Raw genomic sequence first — 20,251 nt, 5'->3', positions numbered from 1 at the left:
TCTCCAACACCGCCACATTCGTGATCCCATGATTGCGCGCCAGATAGTGCGCGGTGGCCAGCCCGTGCCCACCCCCACCCACGATCACCACGTCGTAGGACCTCCGCGGCTCCGGCGTCCGCCACAAGAAATCGGGATGCTCCGGCAGCTGCTCGGCCATGCAGGACTCCGTCCGACGGTCTGCGCGAAGAGATCGTGCAGACTGGTATATCAATCGTGAGGTACGGTAGGCATACCATCGAGGTCGGTCAAGGGGAGGGAACGTGAGCGTCGCTGCTGCGGGAGAAGTGGGGTCGCTGGCCGATCGCGCGTACGAGGCGATCCGGGATCGCCTCGTCATGCTCGAGATCCGGCCCGGCGACCCGCTCAACGACGACCGGCTTGCCGCCGAGCTCGGCACCGGCCGGACGCCCGTGCGGGAGGCGCTGAAACGGCTGGAGGGGGACCGGCTCGTCGTCGCCTATCCGCGGCGGGGCACCTTCGCGACGGCCGTGGACATCACCGACCTGGCGAACCTGTCCGAGGTCCGGCTGAACCTGGAGCCGCTCGCCGCCCGCTCCGCCGCGCGGAACGCGGGCTCCGTCGACCGCGCGGAGCTGGGCCGTCTCGGCGACCGGATCGCCGCGCTCGACCCCTCCGGCGACCCGCGTGAGCTGCTGCGTGCCGACGTCGAGGTCCACCGGGCGCTCTACCGCGCCACGGGCAACCCGCACCTCGAGGACGTCTGCGTGCGGCTCGACAACCTCGCCACCCGCATCTGGGTACTCTTCCTCGACCGGCTCCCCGCCCTGCCCGGGCACGTCCACGAGCACGCCGACCTCCTCCGCGCCGTGGTCGCGGGGGAGGAGGAGAAGGCCGCGGAGCTGGCCCTCGCCCACGTCGTCGGGTTCGAGAAGGCCATCCGCGCGCTCCTGTGACCCTGTGAGTGGCGATAGTCGCTATAGCGACTATCGCCACTCACGGGGAGTCAGAAGCGTCCGCCGCCGCCCCGACGGCCGCGGCTGGAGGAGCCACCGAAGCTGCCGGGGACGCGACCACCGGATCGGCCGCCCCCGAAGCCGCCCCCGAAGCCCCCGCCCCCGAAGCCCCCGCCGCCGCGGTAGCCGCCGCCCCGCATCGCCTCGGACAGGATCCCGCCGAGCACCAGTGCGCCGAGCTCCCCGCCGAAGCCGCTGCCGCCCCCGGACGGCCCGGACCAGCGCGAGACGTCCGCCTGCGCCAGCTGCAGGGCCTCCTGCGCCCGCGCCTCCGCCTGCTGCGCCTCCCGCAGCGCCGCCGCCGGGTCGCCGCCCGCGGTCGCCGCCGCGAGGTGCCGCTGCGCCTCGGCGAGCCGGGTCCGCGCCGGCGCGCCCACCGCGCCGCGCCGCGTGGACACGAAGTCCGACGCCGCCGCCCCCGCCGACCGGGCCGTGACCAGCGCCTGCTCCAACGCGGCCGTCGCCCGGCGGGTCCGTTCCACGGACTCCCGGGCGTCCGCGATCACCGCGGCGAGGGCGGCGGCCGCCTCGTCGAGCAGGTGCAGCGCCGCGATCGGGTCGGGGAGCCCGGCCGTCCCGCGCGCCGCCGTGACCGCGGCCGCCACCGCCGCCCGCGCCCGGGCCGGCACGCCCGGGTCGACCTCCGGCAGCGCCGAGGCCTCGGCGAGGTCCTGCTCCACCTCCGCCCGCGCGGCCGGCACCCGGGCCGCCGCCTCGGTGAGCTCGGCGCCGCGGCGGGCGATCCCGTCGAGCAGGGTCTCGGCCTGCGTCGCCGCGTCCTCCGCCGCCCGCCCGTCGACCACGGCGAGCGCCGGCTGCGACGCGCCGAGCCGGGCCCGTGCCTCGTCGAGCTCCTTCTGCGCGTCGGCGAGCAGCGCGTAGGCCTGCGGCAGGTTCTCCGCCAGCGGCTCCAGCGCCGTCGGTGCCCACCGCCGGCCGAGTTCGGCCCACTGCTGCTCGGCCTCGGGCACCCGGGCCGTGAGCCCGAAGAGCCGGGCGGCGATCCCGTCGACGTAGCCGGGGGCGTCGGCCTCCAGGGCGCGGAGCCGGTCGAAGGCCTCGACCTGGTCGTCGAGCCGGTCGTCGGCCTGCGTCGCGAGCCGGATGATCTCCGCGTGCATCGCGCGCTGCTCCGGCTCGGTCTCGGGGACGTCGTCGTCGAGCCGCTGGCGGATCTCGAAGGCGGCGAGCATGTCCGCCCGCGAGGCCTCGAGCGCCGTGGCGAACCCGGCGACCGCCTCCTCGCCGAAATGCGCGCGGGCGGCCGAGAGCTCCCGCTCGGAGGTGCCGACGGCGTCGTCGACCTGCAGGAGCGCCTGGCTGGAGCGGTAGGCGAGATCCGCGGTGGACTCGCCGGGCGCGGGGTCGGGCGGCCCGGCCGGTGCCGGTGCCTGCGTCGGGGCCTGACGCGCACGCCGCCGCCGGCTCACCAGCCACGCCGCTCCGCCCGCGACGACCACCCCGCCGCCGACCAGCAGGGGGATGCCGATGCCGCTGCCCGTTTCGCGCAGCCCGTCGGCCAGCCCGACGGCGGCGCCGGCCCAGTCGCCCCGGGCGAGTGCCGGTTCGACGCTGTCCCGCCGGATCTGCAGGATCGACGCGTCGGACTCGGGGAAGCCGTCGTCGACCGACAGCCCGTAGACCCGGTCGTCCGTCGCGACCGCGAGCAGCACCTGGTCGCGCCCGAGCTGGGAGGCGACGGCGGTGGCGTCGGCCCACTGCTGCCCGTCCCGGCCGTCGAAGGACCGCACGTAGACGACGAACAGGTCGTAGCCGCGGTCCGTGCGCAGCCGGTCGACGGCCTCGGTGACCCGGGCGCGGCCGGCGGCGTCGAGCGCTCCGGCCCGGTCGGTGACGCGATCGGGCACCCGGAAGGGCGGGTCGGCGGCGGCGCTGCCGGGCAGCACCAGGAACGGCAGGACGAGCAGGACGGCGAGCGCGGCGAACCGGCGCACGGTGATCTCCTTCGGCAGGGCGACGCCCGCCATCTTGGACCCCCGGCCCGACGGGCTAGAGACCGCCCGCGAGCAGCGCCCGCAGCTCGAGCGCGATCCGCTCCTTCAGCTCCTCGTGCCGCGTCCCGGCCGCGTGCTCGGCGCCGCGCAGGTCGGGGTAGCGCCAGACGGGCAGGAACTTGTAGTCGTCCGGCTCCCACTCGTACCGGGCGTGGACGTGCCCGTGCAGGTGCGGCCAGGTGTTGCCGAGGACCTCGTAGTTGACCCGGCGGAACAGCGGGTCGTCCCGCAGCGCGGTGCGCACGGCCTGGCCGAGCAGCGACAGCTCGTAGAGGAACCGGATCCGCTCCGTCTCCTCGAGGTCGTCGAGGTGCTCGACCTCGGCCCGGTGGATCAGCAGGCAGTAGCCGGGGAGCTTCTGGTGGTCGCCGAACACCGCGAACCCCGATGCCGTCTCGGCGATCAGGTTCGGGAGCTTCTCGCCGCGCCGGAGGGCCTCGAGCCGGGTGTCGGACGACGGGTCAGCGCTGTCGCTCATGGTCCGACGCTAGGACGATTCGCGCGCCGGCGCAGCCGGTGAGTCCTCACGGGACGGTGGGTGCGCCAGCGCCGCGACGTGCCGCGCGACGAGCGCGCGCTGCCGGGCGGCCGGCCAGTCGTCCGGGTCGAAGGCCGCCTCCACGGCGACGCCGTGGGTGAGGGCCAGCAGGGTGCGGGCCTCCTCGTCCGGGTCCCGCGCGGCGTCGACGGTCCCGAGCCGTTGCCCGGCCCGGACGGCGCCGGCGATCAGGTCACGGTGGCCGGTCACGCGCCGCCGCTGGACTGCGCCCAGGTCGGGCTCCCCGACGGCGATGCCGAAGAAGGCGAGCCAGGTCCGCCAGTTCTCCGCCCGGGGCGCGTCGAGCGGGAGCACGGCCTCGCACAGCGCGACGAGCCGGCGCGGGTCGTCCTCGCACGGCGCCTCGCGGACGCGGTCGCGGGCCTGGTCGACGGCCGCGTGGTACGCGCTCTGCAGCAGTTCCTTCTTGCCGGCGAAGTAGTGCGTGATCACGGTCGTGCTGGCCCCGGCCGCGGCGGCCAGGGCGCGCAGCGACAGGCCGTCCGTGCCCCGGCGGGCGACGAGCGCGGCGGCGAGCGCGGCGATCTCGCGGCGCCGGGCGTCGGCGTCGATACGACGGGGCATTTGACGGACGATACAACACGCGTTATACAAACTCGTGCCATCTACCGGGCGTTTGACAGTTAGATCGGCAGGGAGGGTGTGCATGGAGACCGTGGACGTCGTGGTCCTCGGAACCGGCGGGGCCGGCCTGGTCGCCGCGGTCGCCGCCGCCGACGCGGGGGCCGAGGTCGCCGTCGTCGAGAAGGGGGAGCGGGTCGGCGGGACCACCGCCCTGTCCGGCGGCACCACCTGGATCCCCGCCAACCCCCACGAGTCCACGCCCGACGGTCGCGCGGACGCGCTGGCCTACCTGGACTCGTTGTCCCACGGGCTGATCGAGCCCGCGCTCGCCGAGGCGTTCGTCGACACCGGACCCGAGTTCGTGCGCTGGATCGAGGCGGCCACGCCCGTGCGCTACCACGTGGTGCCCGGGCTGCCGGACTACCACCCGGAGCACCCCGGCGGGAAGCCCGGCGGCGGCCGCTCACTGGATCCCGACCTGTTCTCGTTCCGCGAGCTCGGGGAGTGGGCGGACCGGGTCGTCGTGCCGGAGCGGCTGCCGCGACTGATGCTCGTCGAGACCTTCATGGGCGGCGGGCGGCCGGGGCCGCCGAGCCGCGACGAGCGCCGCGAGCGGGACCTGCGCGGCTGCGGGCACGCGCTGGTCGGCGGGCTGCTCAAGGCGCTGCTGGACCGCGGGGTCGCGCCGCGGACCGGGCTGCGCGCGACCTCGCTGATCCTGGGCGACGGCGTCGAGGGCGTCCGGTTCGCCGACGGCTCGGAGATCCGGGCGCGGCGGGGCGTGGTGCTGGCGACGGGCGGGTTCGAGTGGGACCCGGAGCTGGTGCGGGCCTACCTGCGGGGGCCGATGACCAGCCCGGCATCGGTCCCGACCAACACCGGCGACGGCCTGCGCCTGGCGATGGCCGCCGGTGCCCAGCTCGGCACGATGCGCGAGGCCTGGTGGGTGCCGACCGTCGAGATCCCGGGCGACGAGGCGTTCGGCCGGCAGCGGGCCCGGCTGGTCCTGCGCGAGCGGTCGCTGCCCCGGTCGATCATGGTCAACCGGGCCGGCCGGCGGTTCACCAACGAGGCCGCCAACTACAACGCCCTCGGCGGCGCCTTCCACCAGTTCGACCCGACCACGTTCAGCTACGCCAACCTGCCCTGCTGGCTCGTGTTCGACGCGGAGTACCTGCGGCGCTACGGCTTCCTGTCGCTCCCGCCGGGCGCGGAGCCGCCGGCCTGGATGACCACCGCGGCCACGCTCGACGAGCTCGCCCGCCGGATCGGCGTGCCGCCGCTGGAGCTCGCGGCGACCGTGGCCCGGTTCAACGCCCACGTCGCCGACGGCGCCGACACCGACTTCGGCCGCGGCACGAGCGCCTACGACGGCTGGAACGGCGACCAGACCCACTACCCGGGCCCCGGCGCCACGCTCGGCCCCCTCACCGAGGGCCCCTTCCACGCCGTCGAGATCCACAGCGGGGCGCTCGGCACCAAGGGCGGCCCGCGCACGGACGTCGACGGCCGGGTCCTCGACCTCGCCGGCGCGCCGATCCCGGGGCTCTACGCCGCGGGCAACGCGATGGCCGGTGTGACCGGCATGGTCTACGGCGGCGCGGGCGGCACGCTCGGCCCGGGCATGGTGTTCGGGTACCGGGCCGGGCGGCACGCGGGCGGCCGTGTCGCGGCACTGGCCGAGGCGGGGCGATGACGGGCAGGGCCTGGCGCGAGCTGCCCACCCTCGCCGACCTGCTCGTGCGGGCCGCCGCCTCGGCCGACCCGGCGGCCGGGATCGTCACGCCCGACGGCCGCACCCCCTGGTCCGAGGTCCTCGCCGGCGCCGAGCGGATCGCCGAGCAGCTGCTCGACCTCGGCGTCGGCCCCCGCTCGCGGGTGGCGGTGGCGGCGGACTGCTCGGCCGAGGGGGTCGAGATCCTCTTCGCGTGCGCGGCGCTGGGTGCGGTCGCGGTGCCGATCAACACCCGGTTCGCCGTGCCCGAGGTCCGGCACGTGCTGGCCGACGCCGGCATCGAGGCCGTCGTCGTGACGGAGCACCCGGACTCGCCCGCGGACTACCCGGAGCTGATCCGCGCGGCGGCGGGGCTGGACGGCGACCCCGCGGTGCTCGCGCTCGACGGCCTGCCGTCGCTTCGGATCGCGGCCGCGGTCGGCGCGGTCGACGGGTTCGTCGCACTCGATCTCGCCGGCCCGGACCCGGAGGCGACGGCCGCCCGGATCGGGGAGCTCCGCGAGCGGGTCTCGCTGCGGCAGACCGCTCTCATGGTCTACACCTCCGGCACCACGGCGCATCCCAGCGGCTGCCCGCTCAGCCACGAGGCCGTCGTCGGCGTGGGGGTCGGAGTGGGCCGGACCCGCTTCCGCTGCACCCCCGCGGACGTGCTCTGGGACGTCCTGCCGCTGTTCCACCTCAGCTTCCTCAACCCGCTGCTCGCGATCCTCGACGCGGGCGGCACCTTCGTGACCGACCGCCGCTTCGACCCGGCACGGGCGCTGGCCCAGATCCGCGACGAGCGCGTGACCGTCGCCTTCACCTGCTTCCCGACGATCATCGAGGCCCTGGTCGCGCAGCCGGACTTCGCCCCGGTCTTCGCCGGGGTGCGGCTGATGCTCAACGTCGGCCCGCCCGAGACGCTCCGCCGCCTGCAGGCGCTGGCCCCGACGACCGTGCAGCTGACGTCGTACGGCAGCAGCGAGGTCGGCGGGATCGGCGCCACCACCTCGCCGGACGACCCCGACGACGTCCGCCTCGGCACCAACGGCCGCCCGCTGCCCGGGATGGAGATGGCCGCGATGGACCCCGTCGACGACGAGCTCCTCCCGCCGGGGACGCAGGGCGAGATCGTCGTGCGCGGGCCGGGGCTGTTCGACGGCTACTGGAACGACCCGGACAAGACCGCGCGGACCGCGGCCGCCGGCGGCTGGTTCCGGTCCGGCGACCTGGGCTTCGTCGACGCGGACGGGCGGGTGAGCTACCGCGGCCGGATCAAGGAGATGATCAAGGTAGGCGGCGAGAACGTCGCCGCGATGGAGGTCGAGGTCGTGCTCGCGCGGCACCCTGACGTGGCGGTGGTCGCCGTCGTCGGGGTCCCGGACCCGCGGCTGACGGAGGTGCCCGCGGCGTTCGTCGAGCTCCGGCCGGGCGCGACGGCCTCGGCCGACGACCTGCTGGCCCACTGCCGCGCCTCGCTCGCGTCGTTCAAGGTGCCGCGGCACCTGCGGTTCGTCGACGACTGGCCGATGTCGGCCACCAAGATCCAGAAGGTCGCGCTGGGGCGGAAGCTCGCCGCGGAGCTGGGGGTGGGGTAGGGGTCCGTCCCGCTCCGTATGCCGTGGCGTTGGTGGCGGCCTTCCCGGTCCATGATCGCTGCTTGCGGTACCTGGCGGCTGTGTCGGCTGCCGTGGCGCACCAACTCGTGGTCATGGTGACGGGCGGCCGGGTGATCCTGTCGGGGGTGCGTGGCAGGGTGGGCGGCCCGAGCGGAAGGAATGCCCGTGTCCACTCTCCCGAGCCGGCACCTCGGCGTCCGGATCGAGGCGCCCGCGGCCGAGGTCTACGCCTTCGTCGCCGACCCCACCAACCTGCCCCGGTGGGCGGCCGGCCTCGCCTCGTCGAGCGTCGAGCTGCACGAGGGGCGGTGGATCACCGAGTCGCCGATGGGCACGGTGGAGATCGCCTTCGCCCCGCGCAACGAGTTCGGCGTGCTCGACCACGACGTCACGCTGCCCAGCGGGGAGGTCGTCTCGAACCCGGTCCGGGTGCTGCCCAACGAGGACGGCTGCGACCTCGTCTTCACGGTCCGGCAGCGGCCGGACATGAGCGACGTGGACGTGCAGCGGGACCTCGCCGCGGTGCAGGCCGACCTCGACACCCTCGCCCGCCTGCTCTCCCGCCCGTGACCGAACGCGGGGAGGGCGTGCCGGCGCGGGTCCTCGTGGTCGGCGCGGTCAACGTCGACATGGTGGTGCGGGCGCCGCGGCTGCCCGGCCCCGGTGAGACCGTGGTCGGGCCCGGGGTGGAGCGGTTCGGCGGCGGCAAGGGCGCCAACGCGGCGGTGGCCGCGGCGCGCGCGGGCGCCGAGGTCCGGTACGTCGGGGCCGTCGGCGCCGACGACGTCGGGTCCGGGGCGGTGGCCGAGCTGCGCGCCGAGGGCATCGACGTCGACGCGGTCGCGGTGCTGGACGACGTGCCGACCGGGGTGGCGCTGATCGTGGTCGACGCGGCCGGCGAGAACCAGATCGCGGTGGGCGGCGGGGCCAACATGGCCGTCGACCCGGAGGCCGTGCGTTCGGCCGTCGCCGGATCGGCGGGCTGGGCCGGGTGCGTGCTGGTCAGCACGGAGATTCCCGAGGAGGCCGTGGCCGCCGCGGTCGAGACCGCTGCGGCACGAGGAATCCGGTGCGTCGTGAACCCGGCGCCCGTGCTGCCGGTGATCGGCCGGCTGCTGCGGCACGGGCCGGTGCTGACCCCCAACACCACCGAGATCCGGGATCTGGCGCCCCTGTCGTCCGACGGCGACGCAGGCGGCTCGGTCGAGGAGCGCGCGACAGCGCTGGCGCGCCGGACAAACGCGGAGGTCGTGGTGACCCTGGGCGGGGAGGGGGCACTCGTCGTCGACCCCGGCGGCGGTGTCGAGCACGTCCCGGCCCATCCGGCGCCCGCGGTCCGGGACACCACCGGCGCCGGCGACACGTTCAACGGCGTCCTGGCTGCCGGTCTGGCGGCAGGGGAGACGGCGCCGCGGGCGGTTCGACGCGCGGTGGTGGCGGCCGCGCTGTCGGTCGCGGAGAGCGGGGCGCGCGGCGGTATGCCGCACGGGCCGCGGATCGAGGACGAGCTGGCCGGATCGGAGCGGCGCCGGGCCTGACGCGGGACCACACGCCGCGATCGCGGCCAGCGCCCACCGCGTGGCCGCCGTGACGCCCTGGTACGGCTACCCGCGGCAGGACAAGAAGTCGGCGGCACGCGAGCCGATCTCGGCCCGAGTCGTGCCGCGGACGCTGGAGGCCGTCGGCGTCGACCGGGTGCCGACCATGGACCTGCACGCCGGGCAGCTACAGGGCTTCTTTCGGGTCCCGGTCGACCACCTGACGGCGCTGATGATGCTGGCCGACCACCTCACCGGGCCGGCGGGCCTGGCCGGGGAGGACCTGCGTCAGCGTGTGAGGGAGCGCAGCCGCTCGACGGACTCGCGCATCACGAGCGCCAGGTCCCGCTCCTCGGGTTCGGTGACCCACCGCTCGAAGGCCACCCGCAGGACGGCGACCCCCGCCTCGGCGGCCAGCCGCGCGTCCCCCTCGGCCACGCCGCGCCGGCGCAGCCCCTCGGTCAGGGCCGTCGCCAGCCTGGTCATCTTGATCAGCTCGCGCTCCTGCAGCTCGCCGTTGGCGACGATGACGAGGTGGCGCCGGCGGGAGAAGTCCCGGTTCCGGCCGAGGGTGCCCGCGGCGGCGTCGAGGGCCGCCCCGACCGCCTCCATCGGCGACGCCGCCTCCGGGGCCCGGTCGAGCGCCTCGACCATGTGCTCCTCCAGCAGCTCCGAGCCGGCGAACAGCACCTCCCGCTTGTCGGCGAAGTGCCGGAAGAACGTGCGCGCCGTGAGGCCGGCGCGGGCGGCGATCTCGGCGACCGTGGTCTGCTCGAAGCCGCGCTCGACGTAGAGGTCGAGGGCGGCCTCGCGCAGGCGCCCGCTCGCGTTCGGCTCCCAGCGACCCATCCGTGGGAGTCTAGTGATGACACTCGCTGACATCGAGGCGTAGGGTGATGTCACCAAGTGACATCAGAACTCGGGAGGGTTCCCATGCGCGTCTTCGTCACCGGGGCGTCCGGCTGGATCGGCTCGGCCGCCGTCCGCGAGCTGCAGGGGGCGGGGCACCAGGTGCTCGGCCTGGCCCGCTCGGACTCCGCCGCGGCCGCCGTCGCCGCCCTGGGCGCCGAGGTGCACCGCGGTGGCCTCGACGACCTGGACGGCCTGCGGGCCGCCGCGGCCGGCTCCGACGGCGTCGTCCACCTCGCCTACCACCACGACTTCTCCCAGATGGCCGAGGCCGCGCGGATCGACCTCGCCGCGATCGAGGCGATCGGCGGAGCTCTGGAGGGAACCGGCCGGCCCCTCGTCATCGCCTCGGGCGTCGCCGGCCTCGCGCCCGGCCGCGTCGCGACCGAGCGCGACGAGCCGGACCCCGCCGCGCACCCCCGGACGGCCAACGCCACGGCCACGCTCGCACTCGCGGACCGCGGGGTGCGCTCGTCGGTCGTGCGCTTCGCCCCCACGGTCCACGGCGCCGGCGACCACGGGTTCGTGGCCAGGCTGGTGGACATCGCCCGGACGCAGGGCGTCTCCGGCTACGTCGGCGACGGGACCAACCGGTGGCCCGCCGTGCACCGGCGCGACGCCGGCGTCCTCGTCCGCCTCGCGGTGGAGCAGGCCCGCGCGGGCTCGGTCCTGCACGGCGTGGCCGAGCAGGGGGTGCCCGCACGGGCGATCGCCGAGGCCATCGGGCGCGGGCTCGACCTGCCCGTCGTGCCGGTGCCCGCCGAGCGGGCCACCGAGCACTTCGGCTGGCTCGGCGGCTTCTTCGCCCTCGACTGCCCGGCCTCGAACGAGCTGACGCGCACGGACCTCGGCTGGGAGCCGACGCACCCCGGTCTGCTCGACGACCTGGGGAAGGGGCACTACTTCCGCAGCACGACGGCGGCCTGACCGCGCGGCGGGTGGCACCGGCCGCCGCGCACGGGCGCGTCAGCGCGGGTCTTCGGGGACCTCCAGCAGCAGCGAGTGCCCCTGGTGCGGCTCGAGCTCCACGACGAAGGCCTGCAGGTCGTCGACGACGCCGCACTCCTTGTCGGTGAACATGTCGATGACCCGGCTGCCGGGCACGAGGTGCTCGGAGCGCACGGTGCCGACCACGGCCTCGGCGGCGAAGTTCAGCACCGTGACGTGCATCCGGCGGCCGTCGTCCTCGCCCGGGTCGAGCTCGTGGACCAGCACGAGCATGCCGCGGTGCGAGACGTCCGGGATGTCGACCTGCCGCGCCACCGCGATCCCGTAGCGGGACCGGACGGCCAGGATCGCCTGCAGCTGCCGGGCGAAGCTGCGCTCGTCCTCCAGCTGCTCGGGCAGGGGACCGTAGAGCGAACGGCCGCGCGGCATCCCGGACGCGGACTTCACCGCTTGCGGGGCGGTGCCCATGAGGTCGTGCGCGGCGCGGTGGATCCAGCGGGTGTCGCCCTCGGCGATCAGCTCGGCGACCTCGTCGGCCGGCAGGGTGAGCATGCCCGTGAGGTCCCAGCCGGAGAGGGCGAAGACGCCCGGCTGCAGAGCGTTGTACATCGCCAGCAGCAGGTGCACCCGCATGATCTCGGGAACGTCCTCGTCCGTGATCGCGTCGAGCGAGGACAGCCCGAGCGTCGCGGCGATGACGGTCGCCGTGGTGCAGGCGATGCCGTTGGTCGTGAACACCCGGTTGTACGGCGCGGCGTCGCCGGTCAGAGCGGCGGTGAGGTCCGCGCGCACGCGCTCGGCGAGCTGCTCGCCGGTGAGCTGCTCGCCGGCGAACGGGTAGAGGTCGTCGCGGTGCCCCGTGGCCCAGTGCACGAGCTCGTAGGTCAGCTCGTCGTGGTTCTGCAGCGCGTGCACCAGCCCGGCGGGGTCGACCCCCAGCTCGAGCGAGGTCCGCTGGGTCAGCCGCAGGAACTCGGTGTCGCCGGTGACCAGCGCGTGGTGGTAGGCGGGGCGGTTGACGAAGTCGTAGGACAGGTCCGGGCCGGCCTCGGAGGTGGCGCGGATGTCGTCGATCGTCAGGTTCAGCTCCTGGAAGGTGAACCCGCCCAGCTTGCGCACCATGCTGGCGATGAGGTGGTTGGCCGCGGACGAGAGCGGGTGCCCCTCGGACCAGGCCGGCATGCCCTCGGCACTCTTCTCGACGCCGAGGAAGCCGTTGGCGTCGAGCCGCAGCGCGCCGGAGCCGAGGTCGGCCAGCGAGTGCACGGCGTCGCCGATGACCAGCCGCATGCCGGCGAAGGACGGATCGAGCCAGTTGATCGAGGGCTGCCCGTCCTTGAAGTAGTGCAGGTACACCCACCGCCGGGCCACGCCGTCGACGCCGACCACCGGTTTGGTCGCGCTCCAGTTCGTCTCCTTGACGCCCGGGGCGTAGAAGATCACCCGCTGCAGCCGGCCGATGATGTACCCGGCCTTCTCCAGGGCCTCTTCGGTGGGCACGTCGAGATTCACCGAGTCGCGGCCCGGCGGCACCTCGGGCAGGAGGTTCCAGTCCTCCTCCTCGATCTCCACCATGTGGTAGATGCCGGGGTAGTCGGCGTACTTCATCTCGGCGAGCCGGAAGTCCGCGCCCTTGCCGGTGTGACCGGGCACGATGTCGTCGATGATCGTGCCGCCGGACCACGTGGCCATGCCGCACATCGCGCGGAACTCGGCCTCGGTGCCGAAGGCGGGGTCGATCTCCGTGCCGATCCGGTCGAAGTGGCCGTCGACACTGGACGTGTACTGCCAGCCCGAGATGCCGCCCGCGCGCTTGACCGGTCCGGTGTGGATCGCCTCGATGCCGATCGTGCAGAAGGCGTTCCAGAGCGCCTCGTCGCCCAACGAGGCCAGGAAGGACTGCCCGGGCCGGGTGATCAGCGAGATCGGGTAGGCCGTGAACCACACCGACGCGGACTCGACGGCCTGGCGCGGGCCGGGGTCGGCGAAGGGGTTCTGCCACATCGTGCCCTGGCCGGAGAACTGCCGGGCGATCTCGTTGGAGTCGGCAAGCATCGACTGGCTGAGCAGCCAGGAGACGTAGGCGGGGTTCTCCCCGGTCGCCGCGCCGTCCTTCGCCACCGAGCGCCGGACGACGGGCGACTTGGCCCGGGCGCGATGGCGGAGGGTCCGTGGGCGCGCCGGATGGAGGTGTTCCGCGTACGTGATCTCACTGGGCTCGTGGGGCTGCTGCTCCGCACCGTCCCCGGCCTGTCCCTCGGACAGCGCTGCGTCGTCTGACATCTACTCTCCGTGCTCGCCGCGACCCGGTCGTCGCCCGGGGTGGGTGTACCACCCAACCCTGCGGGGAAACGACGGTGACGCGCCGACGGTGCGCCCGTCCACCCGACCGCACAGGCCGAGCGGTGCGCCCCGCCGCCCGGCGACGGGGCCACCCTGTGGCGGGCTGATCAGTGCCCGCAGGCCGCCCCGCCCGGCCAGGCCACGGCGCCCAGCCGCAGCGGGTCGAGGTCGCGCGGGTCCGGGGTCGGGGTCCACCGGCCGTCGACCTCCCGGTAGTCCCACTTCGGACCCGCGGTGGCGACCGTGCGGACGGCCTCGACCAGCCGGTCGACGTCCTCCTCGGACGTGCTCAGGCCGAGGCTGACGCGCACCGCGTCGGCGCCGCCGGCGAGGCGGGCGAGCAGCGGGTGGGCGCAGAAGCGCCCGTCGCGCACCCCGATGCCGTGCTCGGCGGACAGCGCCGCGGCGACGAGCCCGGCCGGGACGTCGGTGACGGTGAACGAGGCCACCGCGACCCGGTCCGGCGCGTCCGCCCAGATGCGCAGGGGACGGACGCCGGCGATCCCGGACAGCCCGCTGACCAGGCGCGCGAGCAGGGCGCGCTCGTGGGCGGGGGCGATCTCGTCGATCACCGGGTCCAGCGCGCGGCAGGCGGCGGCGAGGGCGGCGGCACCGAGGACGTTCGGCGTGCCGGCCTCGTGCCGGTGCGGCGCCGGGGCCCAGCTGACCTCGGCGGTGCGGTCCTCGACGCCGACCGACCGGACCGCGCCGCCGCCGGCGAGGTACGGGGCGGCGACGTCGAGCCAGTCCCGCCGCCCGATCAACGCGCCGGCGCCGTAGGGGGCGTAGAGCTTATGCCCGGACAGCACCACGTAGTCCACGCCGGACGCCGCGATGTCGACCCGGCGGTGCGGGGCGAGCTGGGCGGCGTCGAGCACCACCCGGGTGCCGGCGGCGCGCGCGATCGCGCAGATCTCGTCGAGCGGCAGGATCTCGCCGGTGACGTTGGAGGCGCCGGTGATCGCCAGCAGGGCGGTCCGCTCGGCGGTCAGCGCGTCCCGGAGGAGATCGAGCGTCTCGCCGACGGTGTCCGGCGCCCGCAGCACGCGGTGGTCGGTGCCGCGCCAGGCGAGCAGCGTGGCGTGGTGCTCGACGTCGAGGCACAGCGTGGAGCCGGGGACCGCGCCGGCGAGCAGGTTGAGCGCGTCCGTGGTGTTGCGGGTGAACACGACGACGTCGTCGGCGCGCGCCCCGACGAACCGGGCCACCGTGTCCCGGGCGCCCTCGAGGACCGAGGTGCAGACCTGCGAGGCGTAGCCGGCGCCGCGGTGCACGCTCGAGTAGTAGGGGAGGAGCTCGGCGACGTGGTCGGCGACCGCCCGCAGCGCGGGGGCGCTCGCGGCGAGGTCGAGGTTCGCGTACGGCACGGTGCGGCCGTCGACCAGCGGGACCGGGAGCCCGGTGCCGACGAGCTCGGGCAGGGGCGTCGCCGCCGGGGCCGTGGTGGGGGCGGTGGTCGGGGTCGTCGCGGCGGTCGCGGTGCGCGTGGGCTCCTCGGCGGCCGTGCAGCCCGGGGCCTCGGTGCAGAGCGGCGCCGAGCCGACGTGAGTGCCGACCTGAGTGCTGACCTGGGTGTCGACCTGGGTGCGGACGTCGGACATCGTGGATCCTCCCGGATCACTCTGGACCCGGTGCGGCACGAGGTACCGGACGGAAGGGTCCGCGCTTGCCGGCCGCGGGTCCGCGGCGGCCCGGTCGTCACCCGGAGCACCCCACCGCGGAGGAGGGTTGCCGGCCAGCGAGCCGGGGCTTGGCGCTGGCGCTCTTGACCTGACGACGACGGTAGGTGCCGATCCGCGGAACGGTCAAGTGTGATCCGGCCCGCGGAAACCGCCGCCGGATTGACCGGACATTGCGGCCGCACGCGTTCCAGATCGGCATCGAATGTCCGATCTTCGGGCGGCCCGGCCCATTTCCCTCGCATTTCCGTCCCGTTTTTCCCGAGCCGGGACCGATGGTCACTCTGCGTGCATGGCCGCCGGGAGAGGCGTCGTCACCCGGTCGGGGAGGGCGTCGGAGAATGGCCAGGTCGAGCCGCTGACTCGTGATCGGTTCCCGGCCAGGCCGACACGATCGCGTGAACAATCCGGCCCGCGTCACACGTCGCCATGGACCCGTTCCGGCGCCGATGAACCGCCGAAACGAGTGACCTGAGCCACGAAAAAGGGTCCGAAATGGGTCCGGAACGGCCGTGGGACGACCCTCTGTCCGACCCCGGTGATCTCCACTGCTCCGTCCGGATGACACAGTTCCGGCCATGCGCCTCACCGACCGCTTCGCCTATCGACGTCACGTCGATCTGCGTCGCGTGGCGAGCGCGCTGTGTAGCGCGACGGTGAGCTGAGGCCCGGGCCCGTCCCGGGCCACCGCCTCGCCGACCCTCGCTCCGGCGCACCGCCCGTCCCCGCCCGCCCGGCTCCGTCCGGTCCCCGGCGGCCGTCGTCCCCCGACACGGCCGTCGCGCGGCGCGGGTGCCGCCCATCGGGCCGCCGGACCGGGCCCTGTCGGGCCGACCTCGTCGACCCGACCCGGCCCCTCCGTCGGACGGTGCACCAGGCCGTGCCCACCGCCGCCCGCCCCACCGTCGCAGGTCCGTCCACATCGGACCTATCGGCAGGTCCCGGGTGCCGGTCCGCCGCCGTCCGCTCCCCAGACGAGAAGAAGTGGAGACACTGTCGTGCCGCGACACCGATACCGACCACCACGGTCGGCACTGACCCGGCTCGCCGGGGCCGCGACCCTGGCGGGCGCCGCCGTGGTCGGCCTCACCGGGCCGGCCCAGGCCGCCACGCCGGACCTGGTGCCGGACCTCGCGCCGCTGCTCACGGCCCACGACGACCCCGCTGACGGTGCCGAGCCGGCCCCCGCGCCGGAGGCCCCGTACGTGGAGCCGTCGTCCACGGCGTTCGATCAGGGCGACCTGCTCAACCAGGGCCGCGACCTCGCCCCCGCCGGCGTCCCGATCGCCGGTCTGACCCAGTCGGCCGTGGGCGCGCCCAGCCGACTCCTGCCGAGCTGAGGCCGGGATGCGCGCACCCAAGAAGATCCTGCTCGGGCTCCTGGCCCTGGGCGTCGTGGCCGGGGTGACCACCCTGCCGGGCGGCGACGCGTACGCCGATGTCGAGACCGTCAAGTCCGCCGTGAAGGGGGCCGACGGCAAGGACTACTGGGTCGAGAACAACATCGACACCGACGCCGCCGAGGACTCGCGCGGCGCCTCCACGCGACCGGAGTACATGGTCGTGTGGGCCGGCGACGAGAACGTCGCCGACACGGTGGTCCCGGACGTCAAGAACCTGCCCGGGTCCCTGACGAACCCGACCGACAAGGTTCGCAACGCCCTCCCGGGCCCGGACTTCATGGCGGTCGTCGACGTCACCAAGGGCTCGCCCAGCTACGGCAAGGTCGTCAACACCGCGACCGTCGGCCCGCTGGTCGAGAACGAGCCGCACCACATGCAGTACTCGTGGCGCAAGGGCGACAAGATCTACGCGGGTGGCCTCTACTCGGCGGCCACCTATGTCTTCGACGTGTCCGCGCTGCCGGAGCTCAAGCTCTCCGGCATCAGCCTCCCCAGCCAAACCCTCTGCGGGTCGGTGCCGGACGCGTACTGGGTTCTGAACGATGGAACGGCCTACGGGACCTACATGGGCGGCCCGGTCGTCCCGGGCCCCTGCACCTACTCGAACGGTGAGGTCCGCACCGGCAACGGGTTCGCGGGCACGCCCGGCGAGGTCGTCCGGTTCGGTCCGGACGGGCAGAAGCTGGTTGAGGCCCCGGCCGCGACCACCACGCCGGAGGACCCGACGCAGTGCCTCAACATGCCGGCGCTCGGCCAGCCCAGCTGCGCCAACCCGCACGGCATCCAGGTCCGCGAGGACCTGAACACGATGGTCACGAGTGACTACGCCGAGCCGCGGACGATCATCCTCGACCCGGTCAAGGCGCCGTCCCCGTACCTGCGTCGGCCCACGGTCCGGACCTGGGACATCTCCGACCTGAACCACCCCAGGGTCAAGTCGGTGTCCTACCTGCCGACCGGCCCGCGGTCCGACGGCCAGGACCCGCTGCACAACGAGAACCGCGCGGCGATGGAGACCACGGTGACCAACCTGCCGGGGCACAAGGGTGCGTTCGCCCAGACCATGCAGGGTGGCGCGCTGTTCTACACGCCGGACATCACGGTCCCGGAGCCGGAGTGGAAGGAGATCTACGACCTCTCCGCCGCGGTGAAGGAGCTGGACCCGAAGGCCGGTGACAACGGCGGCCCGTCGTCGAACGGTGGGTGGCTGCAGACCAGCCCCGACGACAAGACGCTGTACCACGCCGTCATCGGCCGCAAGCCCGGCGCGCTGGGCAAGGACGACCCCGGCACCGCCGGCGGCGTGATCGCGCTCGACATCGAGAAGCTGGTCGAGGCGGGCGACGAGGCGACCTGCTCGATCGACACCACCGACGAGATCGCCGGCGGTGGCGCGGAGTCCGACTGCCCGACGCTCAAGGGGCACCAGGTCATCAACCCCGGCAAGGCCGCAGCCGGCCCGCACTGGGGTGCCCTGGACAACCTCGAGCTGGGTGACGACGGCTTCTACCACGAGACCGACCAGCCGAAGCGCCTGGCGACCGCGAACTACTTCGTGGCCCGCACCGGCACCGACGGCGACCACCGCGTCTGCATCGTGGACATCGAGAAGGACGGCGAGCTCAAGCTCGACGAGGACTTCAGGGACGAGAACACGGGTGACACCTGCATCTCGTTCAACCGGGAGAGCTGGCCGCACGGCTCCTTCGGCAACGCGAAGCCCCACTCGATGCTGTTCGTGGCGAACGATGCCGACATCAAGTAACACCCGGCACCGGGTCTCCCGGTCGCGGCGCGCCCTGGTGCGCCGCGGCCGGGCGGCCGCCGCGGCCGTGGTGGTGCTCCCGCTCGCCCTCGTGGCGAGCGGGGGCACCGCCCTCGCCGGGCCCGTGGTCGTGACCCCCGCCGCGCGTGCGGCCGCGGCGCTGGGGGAGCAGGCCGGTCCGGCGGTGGTGCTGCTGCGCGTGGCCCTGCTGGCGGGGACGGCGCTGGCGGGCGGGATCGCCCTGGTGCACGGCCTGCTCGGTCGGCGCGCACCGCAGGGGTCCTCCCGCGGCCTGCTCGGTGGGCACGTCCCGCGCGGGCTGCTGGTGACGGCGTGGGTCGCGGCGGGCGTCGTGGCCGCCGCGGCCGAGATCACGCACCTGACGGGATCGGTGTCGGTGCTCGGCACCGTCGCGCACGTGGTGCTCGCCCTGGTGGCCGCGGCCCTGCTCGGGACCCGCTGGTCGGCCGTGCCGGGGGCGGTGCTGCTGGTGCTGCTGGCCGCCCAGCTCGGGTCGATCCACACCGGGCTCGCGTTCGCGCTCGACGCGACCTACGCCGTCGCGTCGGGTGTGCTCGTCGGGGCCACGGCGGTCGCGGCCGCCGGGGCCCGGCGGGCCGGGCCCGCGCCGGGACCTCGGGCGGGGGAGCCCGCGGTCCCGGCCGGGTCGGGGCCGGCGACCGGTGCGCCCTCGGCCGGCCTGCGCAGCCGCGCGGCCGCGGAGGCACCGACGGTGCCCTTCGGCGCGGTGGCGGTCCCGGAGAAGGCCGACCGGCCCGACGTGCACCCGCGGTCCGGGGTGCTCGCCCGGGTCGCGATCGCCGCGGGAGCCGTCGCCGTCGGCGCCGGGGTCGCCCAGCTCGTCGTCAGCGGGCCGGACACCACCCACGACCTCACCGGGAGCGGGTACGGACTGGCCGGGCTCGCGGCCGTCGCGCTGCCCGTGCTCGTGATGGCGGGCTGGGCCGCGGCGCTGCTGCCGGCGGGGCGGCTGCGGGCCCGGGAGCTGCACCGCATCGCCGGGGTCACCGGTGTCGCCGGCATCGCCGCGGCGGCGCTGCTCGCGACCCTGCCCCTCCCAGGGCCGGGTCCGGAGCCGGGCCGGCCGCTCCTGCGCACGGTCGGCGCCGGGGCCGACCGGCTCGCCGTGCTGGTCGCCCCGATGCGGCCGGGCCCGAACCTGGTCCGCCTCTCGGGGACCGGCTACCCGCCGCCCGGCACCACGGACGGCACCGCCGTCCAGCCCGTCGCGCTCGCGACCGGCGGGCACGAACACGGCCCGACGCTCCCCACCGCGGCGAGCGTCTCGACCGATCCGACGTCCGCCCCCGCCGTCCCGTTCACGGCGCGGGACGGTGCGGCGGGCGGCTGGGCCGTCGTCGACCTGCCCGCGGGGGCGAGCACGCTGACGGTCTCGGCCGGCGGCGTGACGAGCACCGTTCCCGTGGACACCGGGTCGGCGGCGGCCACCCCCGTCGAGGGGGCCCTGACCGGCCCCGACGGCCCGGAGTGCGCGGCGGCCCTGCTCGGCGACCTCGTCGGGCAGCGGCCGGGCGACGCGACCCCGGAGGCCGGGACGTGCCCGTCGGACACCCTGTCCGAGGCCGACGCCGGTGCGCTGCGGGCCACGATCCGCACGCTCACCGACCACGGCGTGCGCAGCGTGCGCGTCGTGGCGGACGACTCGCCCCGCTCCCTGGCGGCGGCGGAGCTCGTCCGGACCCGGGCCACCGAGGCCGGCGCCCGGCTCGTCGAGCGGCCCGACGCGGACAGCGCCCTGATCGTCGTGTCCGGCTGGGCGCCCGCCGCGGCGACCCTCCGGGAGGCCTCGGCCCGGGCGCTCGAGACCCCGACCCACCTGGGCGGAACGTATCTGGCCCCGTGGTTGTTGACCGCAGGGGTCGTGACCCGGACGTCGTCGTCCGTGGTGCCGCTGGCCTTCAACCCGCAGGACCAGCTTGCGAAGCGGTACGCCGGCGAGGTCGGCGCCGCGTTCCCCGGCGAGGCGCCCTCGACCTCCGGGTACGTCCGGTGGGCCGCGCACTCCGGTGTCCCGCTCGACGAGCGGCCCGCCCTGTTCGGCGCGGCGCCCGTCGACGTGCCGATGACCGTCAACGCCCCGGGCGACACCGACGGGCACCACGGCGGCGGCAACCCGGCCGCGTGGTTCCCCCACGGGACCGTCGTGCCGGTCAGCGCCCCCCTCGATCCCTCGTGA

General features: G+C 75.2%; 17 protein-coding genes, 1 pseudogene and 1 riboswitch. Of the genes and pseudogenes, 11 read left to right on the top strand and 7 right to left on the bottom strand.

What is annotated here, in order from left to right:
- A partial coding sequence (locus PKE99_RS18335; protein WP_271214893.1) for an FAD-dependent oxidoreductase occupies positions 1-160 on the bottom strand: 160 nt, incomplete at its 3' end.
- Between the two features lie 103 nt (positions 161-263).
- On the opposite strand from PKE99_RS18335, the gene PKE99_RS18330 reads away from it, so the two are divergent.
- On the top strand, positions 264-917 hold the full coding sequence (locus PKE99_RS18330; RefSeq protein ID WP_037048022.1) for a GntR family transcriptional regulator: 654 nt from the start codon (positions 264-266) through the stop codon (positions 915-917).
- Positions 918-967: 50 nt separating this feature from the next.
- Here PKE99_RS18330 and PKE99_RS18325 read toward each other — a convergent pair whose 3' ends face one another.
- The 3 genes from PKE99_RS18325 to PKE99_RS18315 are packed head-to-tail and all read right to left on the bottom strand — an operon-like array spanning position 968 to position 4,115.
- Positions 968-2,965, bottom strand: a complete 1,998-nt coding sequence (locus PKE99_RS18325) for a TPM domain-containing protein (protein WP_271214892.1) — start codon at positions 2,963-2,965, stop codon at positions 968-970.
- A gap of 22 nt (positions 2,966-2,987) precedes the next feature.
- The gene (locus PKE99_RS18320; RefSeq protein ID WP_037048024.1) at positions 2,988-3,470 is read right to left on the bottom strand and encodes an HIT family protein; all 483 of its coding nucleotides are present in this window, start codon (positions 3,468-3,470) and stop codon (positions 2,988-2,990) included.
- A 9-nt stretch (positions 3,471-3,479) separates the two neighbouring features.
- Positions 3,480-4,115, bottom strand: a complete 636-nt coding sequence (locus tag PKE99_RS18315) for a TetR family transcriptional regulator C-terminal domain-containing protein (protein ID WP_037048025.1) — start codon at positions 4,113-4,115, stop codon at positions 3,480-3,482.
- Between the two features lie 82 nt (positions 4,116-4,197).
- Between PKE99_RS18315 and PKE99_RS18310 the strand changes: the two genes are divergently transcribed.
- From PKE99_RS18310 to PKE99_RS18290, 5 genes and pseudogenes are all read left to right on the top strand, one after another.
- Entirely contained in the window at positions 4,198-5,811 is a 1,614-nt protein-coding gene (locus tag PKE99_RS18310; RefSeq protein ID WP_037048027.1) for an FAD-dependent oxidoreductase, read from the top strand.
- Entirely contained in the window at positions 5,808-7,427 is a 1,620-nt protein-coding gene (locus tag PKE99_RS18305; RefSeq protein WP_063739797.1) for a class I adenylate-forming enzyme family protein, read from the top strand. Before PKE99_RS18310 ends, PKE99_RS18305 begins: the two co-directional genes overlap by 4 nt.
- 186 nt (positions 7,428-7,613) lie before the next feature.
- Positions 7,614-8,018 (top strand): SRPBCC family protein, encoded by a 405-nt coding sequence (locus PKE99_RS18300; RefSeq protein ID WP_231498281.1) that lies wholly within the window; start codon positions 7,614-7,616, stop codon positions 8,016-8,018.
- Positions 8,015-8,986 (top strand): PfkB family carbohydrate kinase, encoded by a 972-nt coding sequence (locus PKE99_RS18295; RefSeq protein WP_231498282.1) that lies wholly within the window; start codon positions 8,015-8,017, stop codon positions 8,984-8,986. Before PKE99_RS18300 ends, PKE99_RS18295 begins: the two co-directional genes overlap by 4 nt.
- A gap of 19 nt (positions 8,987-9,005) precedes the next feature.
- Positions 9,006-9,122, top strand: a pseudogene (locus tag PKE99_RS18290) (ribose-phosphate pyrophosphokinase-like domain-containing protein); the annotation flags it as partial.
- 152 nt (positions 9,123-9,274) lie between these two features.
- Here PKE99_RS18290 and PKE99_RS18285 read toward each other — a convergent pair.
- Complete coding sequence (locus PKE99_RS18285; RefSeq protein WP_037048031.1) at positions 9,275-9,835, bottom strand: TetR family transcriptional regulator; 561 nt, start codon at positions 9,833-9,835, stop codon at positions 9,275-9,277.
- Between the two features lie 84 nt (positions 9,836-9,919).
- Here PKE99_RS18285 and PKE99_RS18280 point away from each other — a divergent pair, with 84 nt between their 5' ends.
- Positions 9,920-10,822 (top strand): SDR family oxidoreductase, encoded by a 903-nt coding sequence (locus PKE99_RS18280; protein ID WP_037048032.1) that lies wholly within the window; start codon positions 9,920-9,922, stop codon positions 10,820-10,822.
- A 39-nt stretch (positions 10,823-10,861) separates the two neighbouring features.
- On the opposite strand, the gene treS is transcribed toward PKE99_RS18280, so the two are convergent.
- Together treS and PKE99_RS18270 are read right to left on the bottom strand one after the other, a co-directional pair.
- On the bottom strand, positions 10,862-13,126 hold the full coding sequence (gene treS, locus PKE99_RS18275) for a maltose alpha-D-glucosyltransferase (RefSeq protein WP_037048034.1): 2,265 nt from the start codon (positions 13,124-13,126) through the stop codon (positions 10,862-10,864).
- Between the two features lie 167 nt (positions 13,127-13,293).
- Positions 13,294-14,787: an aminotransferase class V-fold PLP-dependent enzyme gene (locus PKE99_RS18270; protein WP_081924311.1), complete on the bottom strand. Its 1,494-nt coding sequence runs from the start codon at positions 14,785-14,787 to the stop codon at positions 13,294-13,296.
- Positions 14,788-14,843: 56 nt separating this feature from the next.
- Positions 14,844-14,957: riboswitch (SAM riboswitch) on the bottom strand.
- Positions 14,958-15,443: 486 nt separating this feature from the next.
- Here PKE99_RS18270 and PKE99_RS39030 point away from each other — a divergent pair.
- The 4 genes from PKE99_RS39030 (at position 15,444) to PKE99_RS18255 (ending at position 20,251) form a co-directional block, all read left to right on the top strand.
- Positions 15,444-15,530, top strand: a complete 87-nt coding sequence (locus tag PKE99_RS39030) for a putative leader peptide (RefSeq protein ID WP_358212644.1) — start codon at positions 15,444-15,446, stop codon at positions 15,528-15,530.
- Between the two features lie 333 nt (positions 15,531-15,863).
- On the top strand, positions 15,864-16,205 hold the full coding sequence (locus tag PKE99_RS18265; RefSeq protein WP_037048037.1) for a hypothetical protein: 342 nt from the start codon (positions 15,864-15,866) through the stop codon (positions 16,203-16,205).
- 7 nt (positions 16,206-16,212) lie between these two features.
- The gene (locus PKE99_RS18260; protein ID WP_231498283.1) at positions 16,213-18,033 is read left to right on the top strand and encodes a selenium-binding family protein; all 1,821 of its coding nucleotides are present in this window, start codon (positions 16,213-16,215) and stop codon (positions 18,031-18,033) included.
- Entirely contained in the window at positions 18,017-20,251 is a 2,235-nt protein-coding gene (locus tag PKE99_RS18255; RefSeq protein WP_156067717.1) for a hypothetical protein, read from the top strand. Before PKE99_RS18260 ends, PKE99_RS18255 begins: the two co-directional genes overlap by 17 nt.

The sequence above is a fragment of the Pseudonocardia halophobica genome (genome assembly GCF_027922425.1).
In the GTDB taxonomy this organism is placed as follows: Bacteria; Actinomycetota; Actinomycetes; order Mycobacteriales; family Pseudonocardiaceae; genus Pseudonocardia; species Pseudonocardia halophobica.
This window is presented reverse-complemented; position numbering and strand designations above follow the sequence as displayed.

Coding starts and splice junctions, on each gene's coding strand:
- PKE99_RS18260 (WP_231498283.1), top strand. CDS start 16,213: ATGCGCGCACCCAAGAAGATCCTGCTCGGGCTCCTGGCCCTGGGCGTC.
- PKE99_RS18305 (WP_063739797.1), top strand. CDS start 5,808: ATGACGGGCAGGGCCTGGCGCGAGCTGCCCACCCTCGCCGACCTGCTC.
- treS (WP_037048034.1), bottom strand. CDS start 13,126: ATGTCAGACGACGCAGCGCTGTCCGAGGGACAGGCCGGGGACGGTGCG.
- PKE99_RS18320 (WP_037048024.1), bottom strand. CDS start 3,470: ATGAGCGACAGCGCTGACCCGTCGTCCGACACCCGGCTCGAGGCCCTC.
- PKE99_RS18270 (WP_081924311.1), bottom strand. CDS start 14,787: ATGTCCGACGTCCGCACCCAGGTCGACACCCAGGTCAGCACTCAGGTC.
- PKE99_RS18315 (WP_037048025.1), bottom strand. CDS start 4,115: ATGCCCCGTCGTATCGACGCCGACGCCCGGCGCCGCGAGATCGCCGCG.
- PKE99_RS18255 (WP_156067717.1), top strand. CDS start 18,017: ATGCCGACATCAAGTAACACCCGGCACCGGGTCTCCCGGTCGCGGCGC.
- PKE99_RS18285 (WP_037048031.1), bottom strand. CDS start 9,835: ATGGGTCGCTGGGAGCCGAACGCGAGCGGGCGCCTGCGCGAGGCCGCC.
- PKE99_RS39030 (WP_358212644.1), top strand. CDS start 15,444: ATGCGCCTCACCGACCGCTTCGCCTATCGACGTCACGTCGATCTGCGT.
- PKE99_RS18310 (WP_037048027.1), top strand. CDS start 4,198: ATGGAGACCGTGGACGTCGTGGTCCTCGGAACCGGCGGGGCCGGCCTG.
- PKE99_RS18280 (WP_037048032.1), top strand. CDS start 9,920: ATGCGCGTCTTCGTCACCGGGGCGTCCGGCTGGATCGGCTCGGCCGCC.
- PKE99_RS18325 (WP_271214892.1), bottom strand. CDS start 2,965: ATGGCGGGCGTCGCCCTGCCGAAGGAGATCACCGTGCGCCGGTTCGCC.